A 17296-nucleotide genomic window follows, 5' to 3' on the forward strand; every position below is an offset into this window, starting at 1 on the left:
GATGATCTACCTTTCTGCCGTTGGCATGGTCAACGCCCTGGGCAACTCGGCTGATGAGATTGCGGCAAACCTGACCGCAGGCGTTGCGCCGGGGATGCGTCACCGCGCGGGCTGGCTGCAGGGCGTGCCGGATGCGGTGCTGGGCGGCGTGGAGGGCGAGCTGCCGTCAATACCGGACCACCTGTCGGCGCATCGCAGCCGTAACAACCAGCTGTTGCTGGCGGCGCTGGCGCAGATCCAGCCTGCCGTCGATGCGGCCATCGCGCGCGTGGGACGCGACCGCGTGGCGGTGGTGCTTGGCACCAGCACGTCCGGACTGGACGAAGGTGACGCGTACGTGCGCCTCTCTCAGAACGGCGAGGAGAGCCCGCAGTGGCAATACCCGCAGCAGGAGCTGGGCGATCCGTCGCGCTTTCTCGCCAGCTGGCTTGAGCTGGACGGCCCGGCATATACCCTCTCGACCGCCTGCTCCTCCAGCGCGCGGGCAATCATCAGCGGTTGTCGTTTGATCAACGCCGGGCTGGTGGATGTCGCCATTGTGGGCGGTGCCGACAGCCTGAGCCGCATGCCGGTTAACGGGTTTAACAGCCTGGAGTCCCTCTCGCCAACCCTGTGCGAACCCTTTGGCCGTGACCGCCGGGGGATCACCATTGGTGAAGCGGCGGCGCTGATGGTGCTAACCCGCGAGCCGGGAGAGATCGCGCTGCTGGGCGCGGGTGAATCCAGCGATGCGTATCATATTTCCGCGCCGCACCCGCAGGGTGAAGGGGCCATCCGCGCCATCACGCAGGCGCTGAACGAGGCGGGCATGACGGCGGATGATATCGGCTATATCAACCTGCACGGTACCGCCACGCCGCTTAACGATCGCATTGAGGCGCAGGTGACCCACGATCTGTTTGGCGAACGCGTGCCGTGCAGTTCCACCAAACATCTGACCGGCCACACGCTGGGCGCCGCCGGGATCACCGAGGCCGCGCTAAGCTGGCTGATCCTGACCCGCAACCTGCCCCTGCCGCCGCAGGATTTTTCCCGCTACGCGCAGGACGACACGCTGCCCGCCTGCGGACTGCTGCACGCGCCTGCCCCGCTGAAAAAACCGGCGATCCTGTCGAACTCGTTCGCGTTTGGCGGCAACAACGCCAGCCTGCTGCTGGGGAGAGTGTGATGAAATATTTACCCCCCGCCGGGTACCTTCCTCACGGCGCGCCCATGATGCTGCTGGAGACCGTCGAGAGCGTCACCGACAATGGCGCAGCGTGCAGCGTCACGGTGAGCGGGCACGGCGTGCTCGCCCCGTTTCTGAACGCCGACGGCAACCTGCCGGGCTGGTTTGCGCTGGAGCTGATGGCGCAGACCGTCGGCGTCTGGTCTGAGTGGCATCGTCTGCAAAAAGGGCTGCCGCACAGCCCGCTGGGCATGGTGCTGGGCGCGCGTGAGCTGGTATGCGCCGCAGGGCTTTTTACCGCAGGCACCACGCTGACCATTACCATCGAACGGCTGATGCAGGATGAACGCTTTGGCAGCTTCGAGTGCGTCATCCACGCGGATAACGCCTCCCTTGCCACGGGCCGGGTGAACACCTTCCAGCCGAGCGAAGAAGAATTAACATCACTTTTCAATCAGGGAACGCCATCATGAGATCCGTACTGGTCACCGGTGCCAGCAAAGGCATTGGCCGCGCTATTGCCCTTCAGCTTGCGGCTGACGGTTTCACCGTGGGCGTGCATTACCACCGCGATGCCGCTGGCGCACAGGAGACACTCGACGCGATTGTTCAGGCGGGCGGCACGGGCCGTTTACTTGCCTTCGACGTGAGCAACCGCGAGCAGTGCCGCGCGGTGCTGGAACAGGAAATAGCTGACCACGGCGCATGGTATGGCGTGGTCAGTAACGCAGGCATCACCCGCGACGGCGCGTTTCCGGCGCTCAGCGAGGATGACTGGGACAGCGTGATCCACACCAATCTCGACAGTTTCTATAACGTTATCCATCCCTGCATTATGCCGATGATCGGCACCCGCAAGGGCGGGCGGATTATCACCCTGTCGTCGGTTTCTGGCCTGATGGGCAACCGCGGGCAGGTGAACTACAGCGCTGCCAAAGCCGGGATTATCGGGGCCACCAAAGCGCTGGCCGTTGAGCTGGCGAAGCGCAAAATCACCGTGAACTGCATCGCGCCGGGGCTGATTGATACCGGCATGATCGAGATGGACGAGGCCGCGCTGAACGCGGCAATGTCGATGATCCCGATGCAGCGTATGGGCCACGTTGACGAAGTGGCCGGGCTGGCGAGCTACCTGATGTCAGACAAGGCGGGCTATGTGACGCGCCAGGTGATCTCGATTAACGGAGGTATGCTATGACGCGCCGCGTCGTGATTACCGGCATGGGCGGCATCACCGCGTTTGGCGAAGCGTGGCCGACCATTTCACGCCGCCTGCGCGGGTATGAAAATGCGGTGCGCACCATGTCTGAATGGCAGGCGTTTGACGGTCTGCAAACCCTGCTGGCCGCGCCCATTGAGGACTTCACCCTGCCGGATCACTACACCCGCAAGCGGATTCGGGCCATGGGTCGCGTGTCGCTGCTCTCTACCCGTGCCACCGAGCTGGCGCTGGAGCAGGCGGGCCTGATCGACGACCCCGTACTGACCAGCGGTCAAACCGGCATTGCCTACGGCTCGTCGACGGGCAGCACCGGGCCGGTGAGCGAATTCGCGTCCATGCTTATGGAAAAGCACACCCATAACATCACCGGCACGACCTATGTGCAGATGATGCCGCACACTACTGCCGTCAACACGGGACTGTTCTTTGGCCTGCGCGGACGGGTGATCCCCACCTCGAGCGCCTGTACCTCCGGGAGCCAGGCGATTGGCTATGCGTGGGAGGCCATTCGTCATGGTTATCAAACCGTGATGGTGGCGGGCGGTGCGGAAGAGCTTTGCCCCTCGGAAGCCGCCGTTTTTGATACCCTCTTCGCCACCAGCCAGCGTAACGACGCGCCCAAAACCACGCCGTCGCCTTTCGACAGCCAGCGCGACGGCCTGGTGATTGGCGAAGGTGCAGGCACCGTCATTCTGGAAGAGCTGGAGCACGCCAAAGCGCGCGGTGCGACAATTTACGGCGAGATTGTGGGCTTTGCCACCAACTGCGATGCGGCCCATATCACCCAGCCCCAGCGTGAAACCATGCAGATTTGTATGGAACAGTCGCTGGCGATGGCGGGTCTGAGCCCTCAGGATATTGGCTACATTTCCGCCCACGGCACGGCGACCGATCGCGGGGACATCGCCGAGAGTCAGGCCACCGCCGCCATTTTCGGCGACAGCGTGCCCATTTCATCCCTGAAAAGCTATTTTGGCCACACGCTGGGCGCGTGCGGGGCGCTGGAAGCCTGGCTGAGCCTGGAGATGATGCGCGAAGGCTGGTTCATTCCAACGCTCAATTTAAGACAACCGGATGAGCAATGCGGCGCTTTAGATTATATTATGGGGGAAGCCCGTCAGATTGACTGTGAGTATCTGCAAAGCAATAACTTCGCATTCGGCGGCATCAATACTTCGATAATCATTAAACGCTGGGCGTAACTATGTACCAGTTTGTACTGGGAAAAATCTCCACCCTTAGCGCGGACCCGCTGGCGTCAACGCTCGCAGACAGGGCACCTCAGGGTGCGCGAAACGCATCCTGGCTCGCAGGCCGGACGCTGCTCGCCAGAACATTATCCCCCTCGCCGCTGCCCGACATCATTTACGGTGAACAGGGAAAACCAGCTTTTGCGAAGGGGCACCCGTTGTGGTTCAACCTGAGCCATAGCGGCGACGACATTGCCTTATTGATGAGCGACGAAGGTGAAGTCGGCTGCGATATCGAAGTGATCCGCCCGCGGCAGAACTGGCAGGCGCTGGCGAATGCCGTCTTTAGCATCACCGAGCATGAAGAGCTTGAGCGCGAAGCGCCCGAGGAACAGCTTTCTGCCTTCTGGCGTATCTGGACGCGGAAAGAGGCGATTGTAAAACAGCGCGGCGGCAGCGCCTGGCAGATTGTCAGCATCGACAGCACCGCGCAGACGCATTCGGTGAGCCAGCTGCGCTTTGGCACGCTGAGCCTGGCGGTGTGTACCCCGACGCCCTTTACCTTGACCGCCGAGTCGATTTCTTACCCCAATACGTCTGCGGCATAAAGATCGTCAGCACGCCGAGAATAATCAGGCCAACACCCGCCAGCCCGCGCCAGGAAAAGTGTTCTCCCCAGCCGGGCAGCACAACGGCGGCACCCCACACCAGAATGTAGCTGAGACTCAGCAGGGCATAGGCTCTACTGAGCGCCATGCGCTGCAGGGCCAGATACCAGCAGCCCATCGAGGCAACATAGCCAGTTAGACCCAGCATCAAGGTTCCCGTGCCGGGCGCGGCGTGCCAGAGGGCAGCAAAAAAGGCGTCACTCACCGGCGGCAGCGTCACCATGGCGTGGCGCAGCACCAGCTGCGCCACGCTGACCAACACCACGCTGCATAACGCCCAACATGTCCCCTTCACAGGCTTCCTCCCAGCAGGATAATCCCGACCATAATCAACCCGACGCCCAGCCAGTGGCGTGACGGGACGGACTCATGCCAGACGATTTTCGCCGCCAGCGTGACCCAGACAATGTTCAGACTGAGCATGGGGTAAGCCACGCCGACGGGCAGAAGCTGCAACACCACCAGCCAGGCAAGCATCCCGCAGCCAAGCGCCAGCAAGGCCAGCCCAAGCCACAGGGCAGTTCGCTGACCGCCCTTCGCCCGGGTTGCCTGTTTCTGACACAGCTGCCCTGCGCAGCTCAGCAGGCTTGCCAGTACCAGCCAGATCCAGGCCATCATTGCGGCAGATATTGCAGGTAGGCCAGACGCCCCTGAATCGTCAGGCTGTCCGGTTTCGGCAGCCCGGCGCGGGCAATGTCATCGTTTTTTGAAAGCAGGATCACCAGTGATACCGGCCCCTGCTGACGATGCGTTTCGAGCCATTGTGCGATGTCACCATTGCTCACAAACCGTCCTTTCACATCCGGGTAACCGAGGCCATATTTCAGCTCCCCGGTCTGGCCAAAAAGAATGATGTCATGACGATTCAGTTCCCACGCCAGCCCCGACGCCACGCCAACGTTGTTTGCCAGCACAAACCGGCTCTCCTCCAGCGGCATACGCACGGTATCCACCAGCGACTGCGGCTGTTTGGAATCCACCACCAGGTTAGGGATGGCAAACCCAATGAGCAGCGCAAGACCGGCAGGACAAAGTGCCGCGAGCCACCAGCGCCGCGCGCTCTGCTTCAGCGTAAACCAGCCCACCGCGGCCCAGATAAGAAAAGCGATCGCGGCACAGAAGACTTTGTACAGTTCAACCGATGTCCAGACCGGATGTTTAGCGAGTCCCCACGGCGACACCACCAGCGCCGCCACCACGCCGATAATGCCAAACGCGAGGTTGATGCCGCCGTTGACGCGCAGCACGCGGGCTCCTTTTTCCGCCATCGTGCAGGCGTAGCGCGCCATCAGGATAGCCAGCGGCGCGAAGCACGGCAGGATATAGGTGGGCAGCTTGCCTTTGGCGATGCTGAAGAACAGCAGCGGCATCACCACCCAGCCCAGCAGATAGAGCCCCGCCCCCTCATTTTGCCTCTCACGCCAGCCGAGGCGCAGCGCGCCCGGCAGCAGCGCCAGCCAGGGCAGACTCCCCGCGACGAGGAACGGCAGGTAGTACCAGAACGGCGCTTTATGCTGAGCATCGCTCTGCGCAAAACGCTGGATATGCTCCACCCAGAAGAAGTAACGCCAGAAATCCGGTTCGCGCTGGGCGATCGCCAGCCCCCAGGGCAGGACGATAAGCACGCAGCTCAGGATCGCCAGCCAGCTGAAAACAAGCACCTCTTTCCAGCGTTTCTGCGCAATCACCCACGGCAGCACGCCCATCACCGGAACCGCCAGCGCCAGGAAGCCTTTGGTCATGACGCCCATGCCGCAGGCCAGCCCCAGCAGAATGTAGCCCCCCGCTTTTCCGGCCACGGTTTTCGACCGTGCGGCCAGCCAGAAGCTGCACATCGCTAACGCCAGCCACAGGGCGATAATCGGATCCAGCACGGCGTAGGTGCCGATGCCATAGACCAGGAACAACGTTAAGAAGATAAGGCCGGAGAAAATCGCCACCCGCTTATCCTGCCAGAGGCGCCAGGCGAGCCAGATGACCAGCAGCGCCGTCAACCCGGTGGAGAAGATCGCTCCGGCGCGCACGGCAAAGTTGGAGTGGCCAAAGATCAGCTGCCCGATGCTGTTAACCCAGTAACCGGCAATCGGCTTTTCAAAGTAACGCAGGCCGAGAAAATGCGGCACAATCCAGTCGCCTGAGGCGAGCATTTCACGGCTGATTTCCGCGTAGCGCGTCTCGTCCGGCTGCCACAACAGGCGGAGATCGACCGGGATAACGTAGTAAACAATAAACAGTGCGAGAAGCGCTACGCCATAACGGGCTGCTTTCATGATACCGGGCTCACGGTTTGTTGATAGCCAAGCCAGCCTTCCCGACCGGCCATTTCATTGCGCACAATTTTGCCGACCGGCAAGGTGCTGAGATCGTCTGGCAGCATGTCGCCGAGCGGGCAGAACTGAATGCCCTCGGCGGCAGCCATCGTCAACAGCGCATCAAAATCACGCTGATACGCGATCCCTTCCACCTCGGCGTGAATCGTGTAGACCGGCGTACCCTCGTCGCGATGCATGCAGTCCAGTATGTAGCGGTTAAACCCTGCGGCACTGACGTCGCGCCCGACCACTTCATCCCAGGTCGGCAGCGTGACCGGAATTTGAACCGTACCGGTGCGATCGTTCCCTAACAGCGGTAAAAACGGGGCAGTACCGCGACAATCGCTGTTATAGCGAAACGCGAAGGTCTCCTTGGCTTTCACCACGCGCTGGTCGGCACGCCATCCCGCCGCGGCGGAACAGCGCACGGGCTGACCGGTAATCGCCTCCAGCTCCTGCACGCCGCGCTCGACGTCTTGTTCCAGGCGCGGAATATCCCAGACGCCCGCCCAGGCCTGCCAGGCATGGTGATCCCAGGCGTGAAGCCCCACTTCGTGCTGATGCGCCGCTTCGCAGATAATCGCTTCATTCCCCGCCCCGATGCGCCTGCCGGGCCAGGCGGTCCCCGCCAGCAAAATATCCCAGCCGTAGAGGGATGCCGCGCGCGAGCGCAGCATTTTGAACAGAAATGCCGGTTTAACCAGGCGCCACAGATGACGCCCCATGTTGTCTGGCCCGACGCTGAAGAAAATGCTGGCACGCACGTCGTGCTTGCTCAGCAGTTCCAGCAGCCGCGGGACGCCGTCGCGGGTGCCGCGAAAGGTGTCGACATCAATGCGTAAACCGACCTTTTTCATGATGCCTGTTCCGACAGCTCCACGGTGCGCAGGAAGAAGTCGAGCGTTTCATCAATGGTCTGCTCCATCTTCACGGTTGGCGTCCAGTTCAGGCAGCGCTTCGCGTTGCGGATGCTCGGTTTGCGGTGCTCAACGTCCTGATAGCCTTTGCCGTAGTAGCTGCTGCTCTCCACTTCGCGGAACCCGGCAAACGGCGGGAACTGGCTGCGCAGCGGATGGCGCTCAAAGCTTGCCAGCAGCATTTCCGCCAGCTCGCGGATGCTCGCTTCGTTGTCCGGGTTGCCGATGTTGATGATCTCCCCGTTGCAGCGGCCGTCTTTGTTTTCGATGATGCGGAACAGCGCTTCGATGCCGTCGCTGATATCGGTGAAGCAGCGTTTCTGTTTGCCGCCTTCGATAAGCTTGATGGGCGACCCTTCCACCAGGTTCAGGATCAATTGGGTGATGGCGCGGGAGCTGCCGATACGCGCGGCGTTCAGGTTATCCAGACGCGGCCCCATCCAGTTAAACGGACGGAACAGGGTAAAGCGTAGCCCCTCTTTCTCGCCGTAGGCCCAAATCACGCGATCCAGCAGCTGCTTGGAGACGGAGTAGATCCAGCGCTGCTTGTTGATCGGCCCGACCACCAGGCTGGAGGTGTCCTCGTCGAAGTTCTTATCGGTACACATGCCGTACACCTCAGAAGTGGACGGGAAGATGATGCGCTTATCGTATTTCACGCAGTCGCGGATAATCTTCAGGTTCTCTTCGAAATCCAGCTCGAACACGCGCAGCGGATTACGGGTGTACTCAATCGGTGTGGCAATCGCCACCAGCGGCAGCACCACGTCGCATTTCTTGATGTGGTACTCGATCCATTCGGAGTGGATGCTGATGTCCCCTTCAACGAAGTGGAAGCGCGGATTACCGAGGAAACGGCCGATCGCATCGGATCCAATGTCCAGACCGTAGATCTCGTAGTTGTCGTCTTTCAGCAGGCGCTCGGTGAGGTGGTTACCGATAAACCCGTTCACCCCGAGGATCAACACGCGCGTGCGCCGTTTGAGCGCTACCACCGGCGCGCTGGTGATCAGCGCCCCCGCCACCAGCCCCAGAGACTGCGCCAGCTGCGCCCCCTGAACGTACAAGCCGCTGTCGGTTTGTCCGGTGACGATCTCCAGCGCCTGCTCGCCGCAGCTCACAATCAGCGGGGAGACCGAGACGACGGTGCCCGGTTTGGCGGCAGGAATGTCGTCACGCACGCGGGATTTCCAGACGATAAATTTACTCACGCCCGCAAAGCTGTATGCACCCGGCCACGGGTCGGTCACGGCGCGTACCAGGTTGTGCAGCTGGCGGGCCGGTTGGTTCCAGTCCAGACGGCCATCTTCCGGCGTGCGGCGACCGAAGCAGCTGGCCTTGCTTTCATCCTGCGCGGTTTCGGTAAAGGTTCCCTGAAGGATCGTCGGCAGCGCGTCGCGCAGCAGGCTTTGCGCGGCGGTGCAGAGCTTGCGGTGCAGCTCCAGCGCCGTCTCATCGGCGTCAATGCTCACTTTCTGCTGCGCCACGATGCCGCCCGCATCGGCACGTCGCACCATTTTGTGCAACGTTACGCCGGTTTCCGTTTCACCGTTAACCAGCGCCCAGTTCAGCGGGGCGCGGCCACGGTAGGCTGGCAGCAGGGAGCCGTGCAGGTTGAACGCCCCTTTGTCTGCCACGCTCAGGATCGCATCGCAGAGCAGGTTGCGGTAATAGAACGAGAAAATCACGTCCGGCGCGAGTTTCTGAATGCGATCCACCCACAGCGGGTGGTTCACGTCGTCCGGGGCGTACACCGGGATCCCGTGTTCAGCCGCAATACGCGCCACCGAGCCAAAGAAATGGTTTTCTCCGGCAACGTCCGGATGCGTGAAGATGGCCGTAATGTCGAAGCCCGCGTCCAGCAAGGCTTGCGTGCCCGAGCACCCCATATCGTGATAGGCGAAGACGACAGCTTTCATGGGAGTTTTTCCTCTTGAGATGCGGTGTGTTCCTGACGGACAACCCGTTGAATAAAGTAGCGCGGACGCGCGCGAACATCGTTGTAAATACGGCCGATGTATTCACCGAGCAGGCCCATACCAATGAACTGAGCGCCGATGAACATGAACAGCACGGCAAACAGCATAAAGACCCCTTCCGCCGCCCACTGTGGGCCATAGGCCAGCCGCAGCACGACCAGCAGAACGGAAAGCGCAAACCCGGCCAGCGCGATAACGCTGCCGAAAACGCTCAGCAGGCGCAGCGGCGTGGTGGTCAGGCAGGTGATGAGGTCGTACATCAGGTTGATCAGCCGCATAAAGCTGTACTTTGACTCCCCGTGCTCGCGCTCGGCGTGCAGCACTGGGATCTCCGTCGCTTTACGGGCAAAGGTGTTCGCCAGAATCGGAATGAAGGTACTGCGTTCGTGGCAGTGCAACATGGCGTCGATGATGTGGCGGCGATAGGCGCGCAGCATGCAGCCGTAATCGCCCATCGCTTTGCCGGTGGTGCGTTGGATCAGCCGGTTAATGGTGCGTGAGGCCAGCTTGCGGAACAGGCTGTCCTGACGGTTTTGCCGCACGGTGCCGACCACGTCGTAGCCCTCGTCGGCTTTGGCAACCAGGCGTGGGATCTCTTCCGGCGGGTTTTGCAGGTCAGCGTCCAGCGTTATCACCAGATCGCCCGTCACGTGGCTGAACCCGGCCATGATCGCCGAGTGCTGGCCGTAGTTACGGTTAAGCAGCACGGCAACAATATGGCTGCCCTCCGCCTGCGCGGCGTCGGTCAGCATCATCGCGGAGTCATCGCTGCTGCCATCATCCACCAACAGAATTTCGTAAGCCTTGCCCAGGGTGTCACAGGCAGCGGTTGTACGGCGGATCAGCTCCGGCAGGCTCTCCTGCTCGTTGTAGACCGGGATCACCACGGAGACTTTTTGAACGGGCGGCGCGCTGAACATATCAATGTCCTGCAAGCTGATGGAGCGCGGTAATGACGCGGGTTGTGTCGTCATGGGTCATGTCCGGGAAAAGAGGGAGAGAACAAATACGCGCGCTGTTCCATTCGGTGTTCGGGAGTGAGACCTCCGGAAAACGCTCGCGGTAATATTTTTGCGTGTGGGCCGCGCGGAAGTGCAGGCCGGTACCGATGCCCTGCTCTTTCAGCGCGGCCATCAGGGCATCGCGCGAAATGCCGCACCGGGCTTCATCCACGCGAATAATAAACAGGTGCCAGGCATGCAGATGCGGCCAGGCCGGGGTGCGCAGCGGCTGGAAAGGGGTATCCGCGAGTTCAAGCCGGTAGCGGTCGGCAATGTCGCGACGGCGCTTATTGGCCTCGCCCAGCTTGCCCAGCTGCACCAGCGCCAGCGCGGCGTTGATATCCGCAAGGTTGTATTTGAAGCCAGGGGTGATGACCTCCGCCTGCGGCGCGCGGCCGTGGGTCTGGCGGTCATAGGCATCTACGCCCAGACCGTGGAACTTCAGGCTGCGGATTTTTTGCGCCAGCTGTGCGTCATCCGTCACCACCAGGCCACCTTCGGCGCAGGTCATGTTTTTGATGGCGTGAAAGGAGAAGATGGCCGTGCCCTGCCAGCCCACGTGACGGTTTTTGTAGTAGGTTCCGGCGGCATGGGCGGCATCTTCAATGACGGGAATACCGTGGCGTTCACCGACGGCGCGAATGGCGTCGATATCGCACGGCGCGCCCGCATAATGCACCGGCACAATGGCTTTCGTGCGGGGCGTAATGGCGGCCTCGACCGCCTCAGGCGTCACCATCAGCGTCTCTTTGTCGACGTCGATCATCACCGGCGTGGCGCCCAGCAGCACGATCATATTCAGCGTCGACACCCAGGTCAGGGAGGGGGTAATCACCTCATCGCCGGGACCGATATCCATCGCCATCAGAGTGACATGCATCCCCGCCGTGGCGGAGGAGACGGCAATCGCATGACGGTTTCCGGTAAGCGTACAAAACGCGTCTTCCAGCGCCTGATTTTTCGGCCCGGTGGTGATCCAGCCGGAGGTTAATACCTCCTGCACGGCGGCGATTTCCTCAGCGCCCATTGAAGGACGAGAAAACGGCAAAAAATCACGCATTATTAATTTCCTTGAGATGTTTAAGGCAACTTTTTGATATTAACCAAATGCCGACGCGTTTATTTCAACGAACCATAAACTCATCTCAAGGTAACGTTCATTTCTTAGGGAAAAATTAAGATGGCGAAAAAGAGGAATAGCCAAACAACTAAAATCAATTAATAAACAAAGAGTTGTTAAATTATGAATTATTTATTTTGTGATTACGCTCACCGTTAACGCGCTTTTTATCTAAACCAAACATCAACAAACAAAAAATTCCCGACCATTTCGAATAAATATGAAATGAGCCGGGAACTTTTCTTTTTAGTTAATTGTCGCGCTTATTTTAAATTATCAGGAAAGTTTTTTGGAAGTTCACTGGCAGCGCACGCAATAACGCTTTCATCGTTAGCACCGCAGTCGCGAACAAAAGTAATAGTGGCAAATTCATCAATCACTTCGGTTGGATATGCCGGGCCCACATCGCGATAGCTATTCATCAGCGGAATGTGATCGTTCTGGAAGCAGACGGTTTTTTCCGGATTGTTCATTACCCAGCGCGGGAAGAAGATCGTGCCGTGGAACAGGCTGTCGCCCAGGTTCACAATCAGGCTCACGTCGGTGCCGGTGGGCTCGGTCCAGGAGATTTTATAGATGCTCTCCCCAACGCGGACGATGTACGCCTGCTGGTCTTTCACCCAGCGGTTGCCGACCAGGCCGCTGTGAATACGGTAGTCGAGGGTGTTTTCGTTTTTGACATAAATTTCATAGTTCCAGCCGTTATCGTAGGTATAAACCAGATGTTTGCCGACGAAGCCGCTTAAATCATGTTTGTCGAAGGTGTTCATAAGATGTCTCCTTTGTTTTGATGAGACGATCTTATTCCTTCAAAAAACGAATGAATAACGCTATGTTTGAATCAAATTCATCCAAATTTTAGATTAATTATGCACAAGACGACGCTCGAACAATGGGCCTTGCTGGAGAGAGTGGTGGAGGCTGGCAGCTTTGCTAAAGCAGCGGAAGAGACCCACCGCAGCCAGTCTTCGGTCAGCTATAACCTGTCGCTGCTGCAGGAGCGGCTGGGCGTGGCGCTGCTGATGGCGGAGGGAAGACGGGCCGTGCTCACCCCCGCAGGGGAATTATTACTGAGTCAGGTTAAACCGCTGCTGAAGGCGTTCTCTTACGTCGAGACGCGCGCCGCGACGCTGCAGAGCGGCATGCGGACCCGGCTCGACCTCATGGTTGACAGTATTTTCCCGCGTCGCCGCCTGTTCGCCATTTTGCGGCAGTTCCAGCAGCGCTATCCGCAAACGCAGGTGCGGCTTACCGAAGTGCTGGAAAACAGCCGCAACGATGCGCTGAATGATGAAGCCGACGTGATGATCCTCACCCGCCGCCAGGACATTACCGGACTGGGCGAATGGCTGATGAATATCGACTTTGTCGCCGTTGCCCATCACGAGCACCCTCTGTTTGCACTTGATGCACCGCTGAACGATGAACTACTGCGCCCGTGGCCGCTGATCCAGATTGCGGACAGCCAGCCTGCTGCCCGTCCTGCTGGCGGGTCCTGGACATTTTCCACCATTGATGCCGCCATCGAAGCGGTGATGAACCAGGTTGGATACGGCTGGCTGCCGGAAGAGCGTATTCAAACGCAGCTGGAACAAGGCATTCTGAAAGCGCTGCCGCTCAGCCACGGCGTGCGCCGCGCGACGCCGCTGCACCTCATCGTTAAGCGCTCGCTCAGCCCGCTGGATGAGCAGGTGGACACCCTGCTGCACCTTTTTAAACAGGAGCCGTCATCCTCACCTGCTACGCTTTAAGGTCTGAACGTTAAAACCACAAGGAGCGGAGCATGAAAATCGATTTTACGGGGAAAGTGGCGCTGGTGACCGCCTCAACCGGCGGGATTGGGTTCGCTATCGCCCGAGGGCTGGCTGAAAGTGGTGCGGAAGTGATTGTGAATGGCCGCAGCACGGACTCGGTAAACAAGGGTATTCAGCAACTCCAGCAGGTCGTGCCCGGCGTGCAGGTGCGGGCGGCCATTGCCGATCTCAGTACACCGGAAGGGGTGGACGCGCTGCTGAACGTGGCAACGAACGTCGACATTCTTGTCAACAACGCGGGGATTTACGGCCCGCAGGATTTCTACTCCACCGACGATGACACCTGGGAGCGTTACTGGCAGACCAACGTAATGTCCGGCGTGCGCCTCTCCCGCGCCCTGCTGCCCGGCATGGTGCAGAAAGGCTGGGGGCGCGTGGTGTTTATTTCGTCCGAATCAGCCTGCAATATTCCGGCGGATATGATCCACTATGGCGTGACCAAAACGGCGCAGCTCTCGCTGGCGCGCGGGCTGGCGAAATTTGTAGCCGGAAGCGGCGTCACGGTTAACAGCGTCCTGCCAGGACCGACGATGTCTGACGGTTTTGCCGGGATGATGAAGGACGAGATCGAGAAAACCGGGAAATCGCTGGAGCAACTGGCGAAAGAGTTTGTGATGGCTAATCGCCCCAGCTCGGTGATTCAGCGCGCCGCGACGGTGGAAGAAGTGGCGAATATGGTGGTGTATGTCTGTTCGACGCAGGCCTCCGCCACCTCCGGCGCGGCACTGCGCGTCGATGGTGGCGTGGTGGATGACATCATCTGAGCCGTCAGGCTGCAGCGCCCGCCACCCGGCGGGCGGTGATGAAATGTTCCTGCCAGTAGTTGTCCGTCAGGGTTGAAACCGTTACGCCCTGGCTGCTCGAGGCGTGAATAAACTGGCTATCACCAATGTAAACGCCCACATGCTTTCGGTTCGGGCCCGTCTGGAAAAACACCAAATCTCCGGCCTTCAAACGGTATTGTGCCACCTGCACACCGCGATGGATCTGCTCGCTCGTGGTGCGCGGCAGTTTCAGGTGTGCGGCATCACTGAAGAGGTGCTGCATCAGCGCAGAGCAATCTACCCCGCGATGCGTAGTTCCTCCCCACTGGTAGTGGGTCCCTTTCCATTTCTGGTATTGATCGAGAATGCGGGAACGTAGCGGACCCGTTTGCTGATGCATCAGCCCGGACGTTGCCGGGGATGCCGACAGCTCGCTGTTCATTGACAACATGGAAGCAGGCAGTTGAAAACTAAATGCTGAAAACGAGGCAAAACTTAACGAGAGTATTGAAATAAGCGATCTAAGAGTCATATCAAAAAGAAGCAGTGAGTGAGTTTTTCCTTACGGGTGGGGCCAATATTTCCCCAAAAATCGTGCAATGTGGCGATAATATAGACTGTTCGTTTTTCATCCAATTCTTATCGGGTCTGATTTTGGACTCTTCGGCCCTGTCGCAAGAATGAGAAAAAAACGCGCCTGGTATAAGGACTGTGGCGTTAAAGCAGGTAAACTAATGAGCAGAATGTGTATTTCAGCTAAGACGTATTTATGACCAATATGATTGCCGACGACGCCGTGGCCAAATCCCACGTGCTCTCTGTCTTTGACTTTGATGGAACATTGACGCATCACGACAGCTTTATCCCTTTCCTGCGCTTTGCCTTTGGCAAGCGTTACTTTGCGGGACGGCTGGTACGGATGGCGTTACCGACGCTCCACTGCGTGCGCCGCAAGCTAACGCGTGATGAGCTGAAAGAGGTGTTGATCAAAACGTTCCTGACAGGGGTGGACGAGCACTGGTTACGTCAGCAGGCGGAAGCCTTTTGTGAAAAATACTGGAACAAGCTGATGCGCCCTGAAGGGGTTTTAGCCGTGGCGGCTGAGGTGAATTCCGGTGCGGAAGTGACTATCTGCTCCGCCTCCCCGGCACTGGTGCTTCAGCCGTGGGCGGATAAGCTCGGCATTAAGCTGATTGGTACGCAACTGGAAGTGAAAAACGGCAAGCTGACCGGACGTATCACCGGCAATAACTGCCGCTGTGCACAGAAAGTCGCGAGGCTGGAAAAGGTCTACGGCGATCTCAACACCTACCACCTGCGCGCCTGGGGTGACACCCGTGGTGACCACGAACTGCTGGCGGCAGCGCAGGATCCACACTGGCGTCACTTCCATCATCCGCGCAAGCGTCGGAATTCACCGATTAAGGGGTAAGTGCGGTCGTTTGCCCTCACCCCGGCCCTCTCCCACAGGGAGAGGGATCCCCAGTAATTTTTTAACCGGAAGCGATGAATGTTGTTTCAGGATAATCAATGACTCACAGCGACGCCCTGGTCCGGCTGTAAATCGCTGAGGCGTTTGCCTTCCGGCCGGGGCGAGGCGCAGGGATGCGCCGAGAGGGCGGGCTTTACATGGACGTTGCCTTCGCCCGTCCCCGACAAGCCGGAAGGAATAAGCCGAGGGTACCGCGAAGCGGCGATTTACCGCCGGGAGCCCGGGTCGCCAGGGTGGTGGCGACTGAGCCACCCTGGCACGTTCACCGGTTATGTCCTTGCAGAGTAGCAAGGAACATAAAGTGAACGGAATAACCTCCACAGCCGTATGTTCCCCCTCACCCCAGCCCTCTCCCTCAAGGGAGAGGGAGTCGTCTTTGCCGGCATTATTTTGTGGGGATCCCTCAACCCACAGGGAGAGGGAGACAAACGGTACATCAGGCCTCACGTTTCCCTGGGAACATCACGCTCGTAATAATCCCCAGCGCCAGCACGCCCAATACCACAAACAGACTGGCCGTCGCGCCAATGCTGTAACCGTGATGCCAGAAGTGATCGGTGGCATTCAGACCCAGCTTGAATGCCACAAAGAACAGCAGCAGCACTACGGCTTTCTCGAGGTGCACCAGGTACTGCTTCAGCGCTTCCAGCACGAAGTAAAGGGTACGCAGGCCGAGGATAGCGAACATCATGGCGCTGTAGATAATCAGCGGTTCGCGGCTCACCGCGATAATGGCCGGTACGGAGTCAAACGCGAACATCACGTCAGAGAGTTCCACCACCGCCACACAGAGCAGTAACGGCGTCGCGTAGCGCTTCGCTTTCTTCACGCGGCCAACCATGACGTCCTGGTTTTCTGGCTTCTCCAGCTCAGCATCCACCTCTTTTTGCGTCAGGATAAACGCGTGGCTGCTGATTTTCGGCCAGACCGGGTAAAAGCGTTTTACCAGACGATAAGCCAGATGACCGGAGTAATCTTCAACTTCATCGCTCTCTTCATTACGCTTGAGCATCATCACCGCCGTCCAGCCGACGACCAGCGCGAAAACCACCTCAACGTACGGTCCCAGACTTAAAAGGCTGGTACCGATAGCCACAAAGATACCGCGGAAAACAATCGCCCCCAGCACGCCCCAGTAGAGCACACGGTGACGGTATTTATCCGGCACGCCAAACCAGGCGAAGATGGCCATCATCACGAACAGGTTATCGATGGAGAGAACTTCCTCAAGCGCGTAGCCGGTAAGGAACAGGCTCGCCATTTCGGCACCGTGGTGGATGTACAGGAACCCGGCAAACGCCATCGCCATCGAGAACCAGAAAACGGACCACATCGCCGCGCTTTTCAGCGAGACAGGTTTATCGTGACGGTGCATGAAGAGGTCAATAAACATCGCCCCAACGGCCATTACGACAAAGACAACAACGGTTTCCGTCGGGAAACCGAGATGAGCAGCAGACATACACAACCCTTTTATAGAGGCAAAACACAGCACCATGCAGACTGGCGTAAACCAGCCGAGAAAAAGGGTGGACTGTTGATCAACGTCTCCACCCTCAAAACCGCAGCTCTGTGACTGCGCAAGGTGTGTACTTTACCTCACAACGTAGGGTGGCGCATCTGCCGTTTAGACGCATTACGTTAAGAAC

General features: G+C 59.1%; 18 protein-coding genes. 8 read left to right on the forward strand and 10 right to left on the reverse strand.

Annotation, left to right across the window (positions count from 1 at the left end):
• Position 1 precedes the first annotated feature (1 nt).
• Genes ACOQH0_RS21715 through acpT form a run of 5 tightly spaced genes read left to right on the forward strand, consistent with a single transcriptional unit; the run spans position 2 to position 4188 of the window.
• Positions 2 to 1168 (forward strand): beta-ketoacyl-[acyl-carrier-protein] synthase family protein, encoded by a 1167-nt coding sequence (locus ACOQH0_RS21715; RefSeq protein WP_421511171.1) that lies wholly within the window; start codon positions 2 to 4, stop codon positions 1166 to 1168.
• A complete protein-coding gene (locus tag ACOQH0_RS21720) occupies positions 1168 to 1641 on the forward strand; it encodes a 3-hydroxy-fatty acyl-ACP dehydratase (protein ID WP_421511172.1) in 474 nt (157 codons plus the stop codon). The genes ACOQH0_RS21715 and ACOQH0_RS21720 overlap by 1 nt, the downstream gene beginning before the upstream one ends.
• Positions 1635 to 2366, forward strand: a complete 732-nt coding sequence (locus tag ACOQH0_RS21725) for a 3-ketoacyl-ACP reductase FabG2 (protein WP_421512384.1) — start codon at positions 1635 to 1637, stop codon at positions 2364 to 2366. Before ACOQH0_RS21720 ends, ACOQH0_RS21725 begins: the two co-directional genes overlap by 7 nt.
• The gene (locus ACOQH0_RS21730; protein WP_421511173.1) at positions 2363 to 3592 is read left to right on the forward strand and encodes a beta-ketoacyl-ACP synthase; all 1230 of its coding nucleotides are present in this window, start codon (positions 2363 to 2365) and stop codon (positions 3590 to 3592) included. Before ACOQH0_RS21725 ends, ACOQH0_RS21730 begins: the two co-directional genes overlap by 4 nt.
• Positions 3593 to 3594: 2 nt before the next feature.
• The gene (gene acpT / locus ACOQH0_RS21735; protein WP_010436580.1) at positions 3595 to 4188 is read left to right on the forward strand and encodes a 4'-phosphopantetheinyl transferase AcpT; all 594 of its coding nucleotides are present in this window, start codon (positions 3595 to 3597) and stop codon (positions 4186 to 4188) included.
• Here the strand turns inward: acpT and arnF are convergent.
• From arnF to ACOQH0_RS21775, 8 genes are all read right to left on the reverse strand, one after another.
• Positions 4139 to 4543 (reverse strand): 4-amino-4-deoxy-L-arabinose-phosphoundecaprenol flippase subunit ArnF, encoded by a 405-nt coding sequence (gene arnF, locus ACOQH0_RS21740; protein ID WP_218308714.1) that lies wholly within the window; start codon positions 4541 to 4543, stop codon positions 4139 to 4141. The two genes, acpT and arnF, sit on opposite strands and share 50 nt — an antisense overlap.
• Positions 4540 to 4866: a 4-amino-4-deoxy-L-arabinose-phosphoundecaprenol flippase subunit ArnE gene (gene arnE, locus ACOQH0_RS21745; protein WP_089598681.1), complete on the reverse strand. Its 327-nt coding sequence runs from the start codon at positions 4864 to 4866 to the stop codon at positions 4540 to 4542. The genes arnF and arnE overlap by 4 nt, the downstream gene beginning before the upstream one ends.
• Positions 4863 to 6518 (reverse strand): lipid IV(A) 4-amino-4-deoxy-L-arabinosyltransferase, encoded by a 1656-nt coding sequence (gene arnT, locus ACOQH0_RS21750; protein ID WP_421511174.1) that lies wholly within the window; start codon positions 6516 to 6518, stop codon positions 4863 to 4865. Before arnT ends, arnE begins: the two co-directional genes overlap by 4 nt.
• Positions 6515 to 7417 (reverse strand): 4-deoxy-4-formamido-L-arabinose-phosphoundecaprenol deformylase, encoded by a 903-nt coding sequence (gene arnD / locus ACOQH0_RS21755; protein WP_421511175.1) that lies wholly within the window; start codon positions 7415 to 7417, stop codon positions 6515 to 6517. Before arnD ends, arnT begins: the two co-directional genes overlap by 4 nt.
• Positions 7414 to 9396: a bifunctional UDP-4-amino-4-deoxy-L-arabinose formyltransferase/UDP-glucuronic acid oxidase ArnA gene (arnA, locus tag ACOQH0_RS21760; protein WP_010436592.1), complete on the reverse strand. Its 1983-nt coding sequence runs from the start codon at positions 9394 to 9396 to the stop codon at positions 7414 to 7416. Before arnA ends, arnD begins: the two co-directional genes overlap by 4 nt.
• A complete protein-coding gene (gene arnC, locus ACOQH0_RS21765; RefSeq protein ID WP_421512385.1) occupies positions 9393 to 10376 on the reverse strand; it encodes an undecaprenyl-phosphate 4-deoxy-4-formamido-L-arabinose transferase in 984 nt (327 codons plus the stop codon). Before arnC ends, arnA begins: the two co-directional genes overlap by 4 nt.
• A 1-nt stretch (position 10377) precedes the next feature.
• Positions 10378 to 11517 (reverse strand): UDP-4-amino-4-deoxy-L-arabinose aminotransferase, encoded by a 1140-nt coding sequence (arnB, locus tag ACOQH0_RS21770; RefSeq protein ID WP_089598685.1) that lies wholly within the window; start codon positions 11515 to 11517, stop codon positions 10378 to 10380.
• Positions 11518 to 11840: 323 nt separating this feature from the next.
• Positions 11841 to 12347 carry a phenolic acid decarboxylase gene (locus ACOQH0_RS21775; protein WP_421511176.1) on the reverse strand — a complete coding sequence of 169 codons (507 nt, stop codon included), beginning with the start codon at positions 12345 to 12347 and terminating at the stop codon, positions 11841 to 11843.
• A gap of 99 nt (positions 12348 to 12446) precedes the next feature.
• On the opposite strand from ACOQH0_RS21775, the gene ACOQH0_RS21780 reads away from it, so the two are divergent.
• Together ACOQH0_RS21780 and ACOQH0_RS21785 are read left to right on the forward strand one after the other, a co-directional pair.
• Positions 12447 to 13328 (forward strand): LysR family transcriptional regulator, encoded by an 882-nt coding sequence (locus ACOQH0_RS21780; protein ID WP_421511177.1) that lies wholly within the window; start codon positions 12447 to 12449, stop codon positions 13326 to 13328.
• 32 nt (positions 13329 to 13360) lie between these two features.
• On the forward strand, positions 13361 to 14155 hold the full coding sequence (locus ACOQH0_RS21785; protein ID WP_172701558.1) for an SDR family NAD(P)-dependent oxidoreductase: 795 nt from the start codon (positions 13361 to 13363) through the stop codon (positions 14153 to 14155).
• 4 nt (positions 14156 to 14159) lie between these two features.
• Here ACOQH0_RS21785 and ACOQH0_RS21790 read toward each other — a convergent pair whose 3' ends face one another.
• The gene (locus tag ACOQH0_RS21790; protein ID WP_108417668.1) at positions 14160 to 14687 is read right to left on the reverse strand and encodes an NlpC/P60 family protein; all 528 of its coding nucleotides are present in this window, start codon (positions 14685 to 14687) and stop codon (positions 14160 to 14162) included.
• Positions 14688 to 14924: 237 nt separating this feature from the next.
• Here ACOQH0_RS21790 and ACOQH0_RS21795 point away from each other — a divergent pair, with 237 nt between their 5' ends.
• Positions 14925 to 15587 (forward strand): HAD family hydrolase, encoded by a 663-nt coding sequence (locus ACOQH0_RS21795; protein WP_089598690.1) that lies wholly within the window; start codon positions 14925 to 14927, stop codon positions 15585 to 15587.
• A gap of 496 nt (positions 15588 to 16083) precedes the next feature.
• Here the strand turns inward: ACOQH0_RS21795 and ACOQH0_RS21800 are convergent, their stop codons facing one another.
• Positions 16084 to 17109: a TerC/Alx family metal homeostasis membrane protein gene (locus ACOQH0_RS21800; protein ID WP_421511178.1), complete on the reverse strand. Its 1026-nt coding sequence runs from the start codon at positions 17107 to 17109 to the stop codon at positions 16084 to 16086.
• Between the last annotated feature and the right edge of the window lie 187 nt (positions 17110 to 17296).

Source organism: Enterobacter sp. JS8-1 (genome assembly GCF_049187015.1).
Lineage (GTDB): Bacteria > Pseudomonadota > Gammaproteobacteria > Enterobacterales > Enterobacteriaceae > Enterobacter > Enterobacter mori.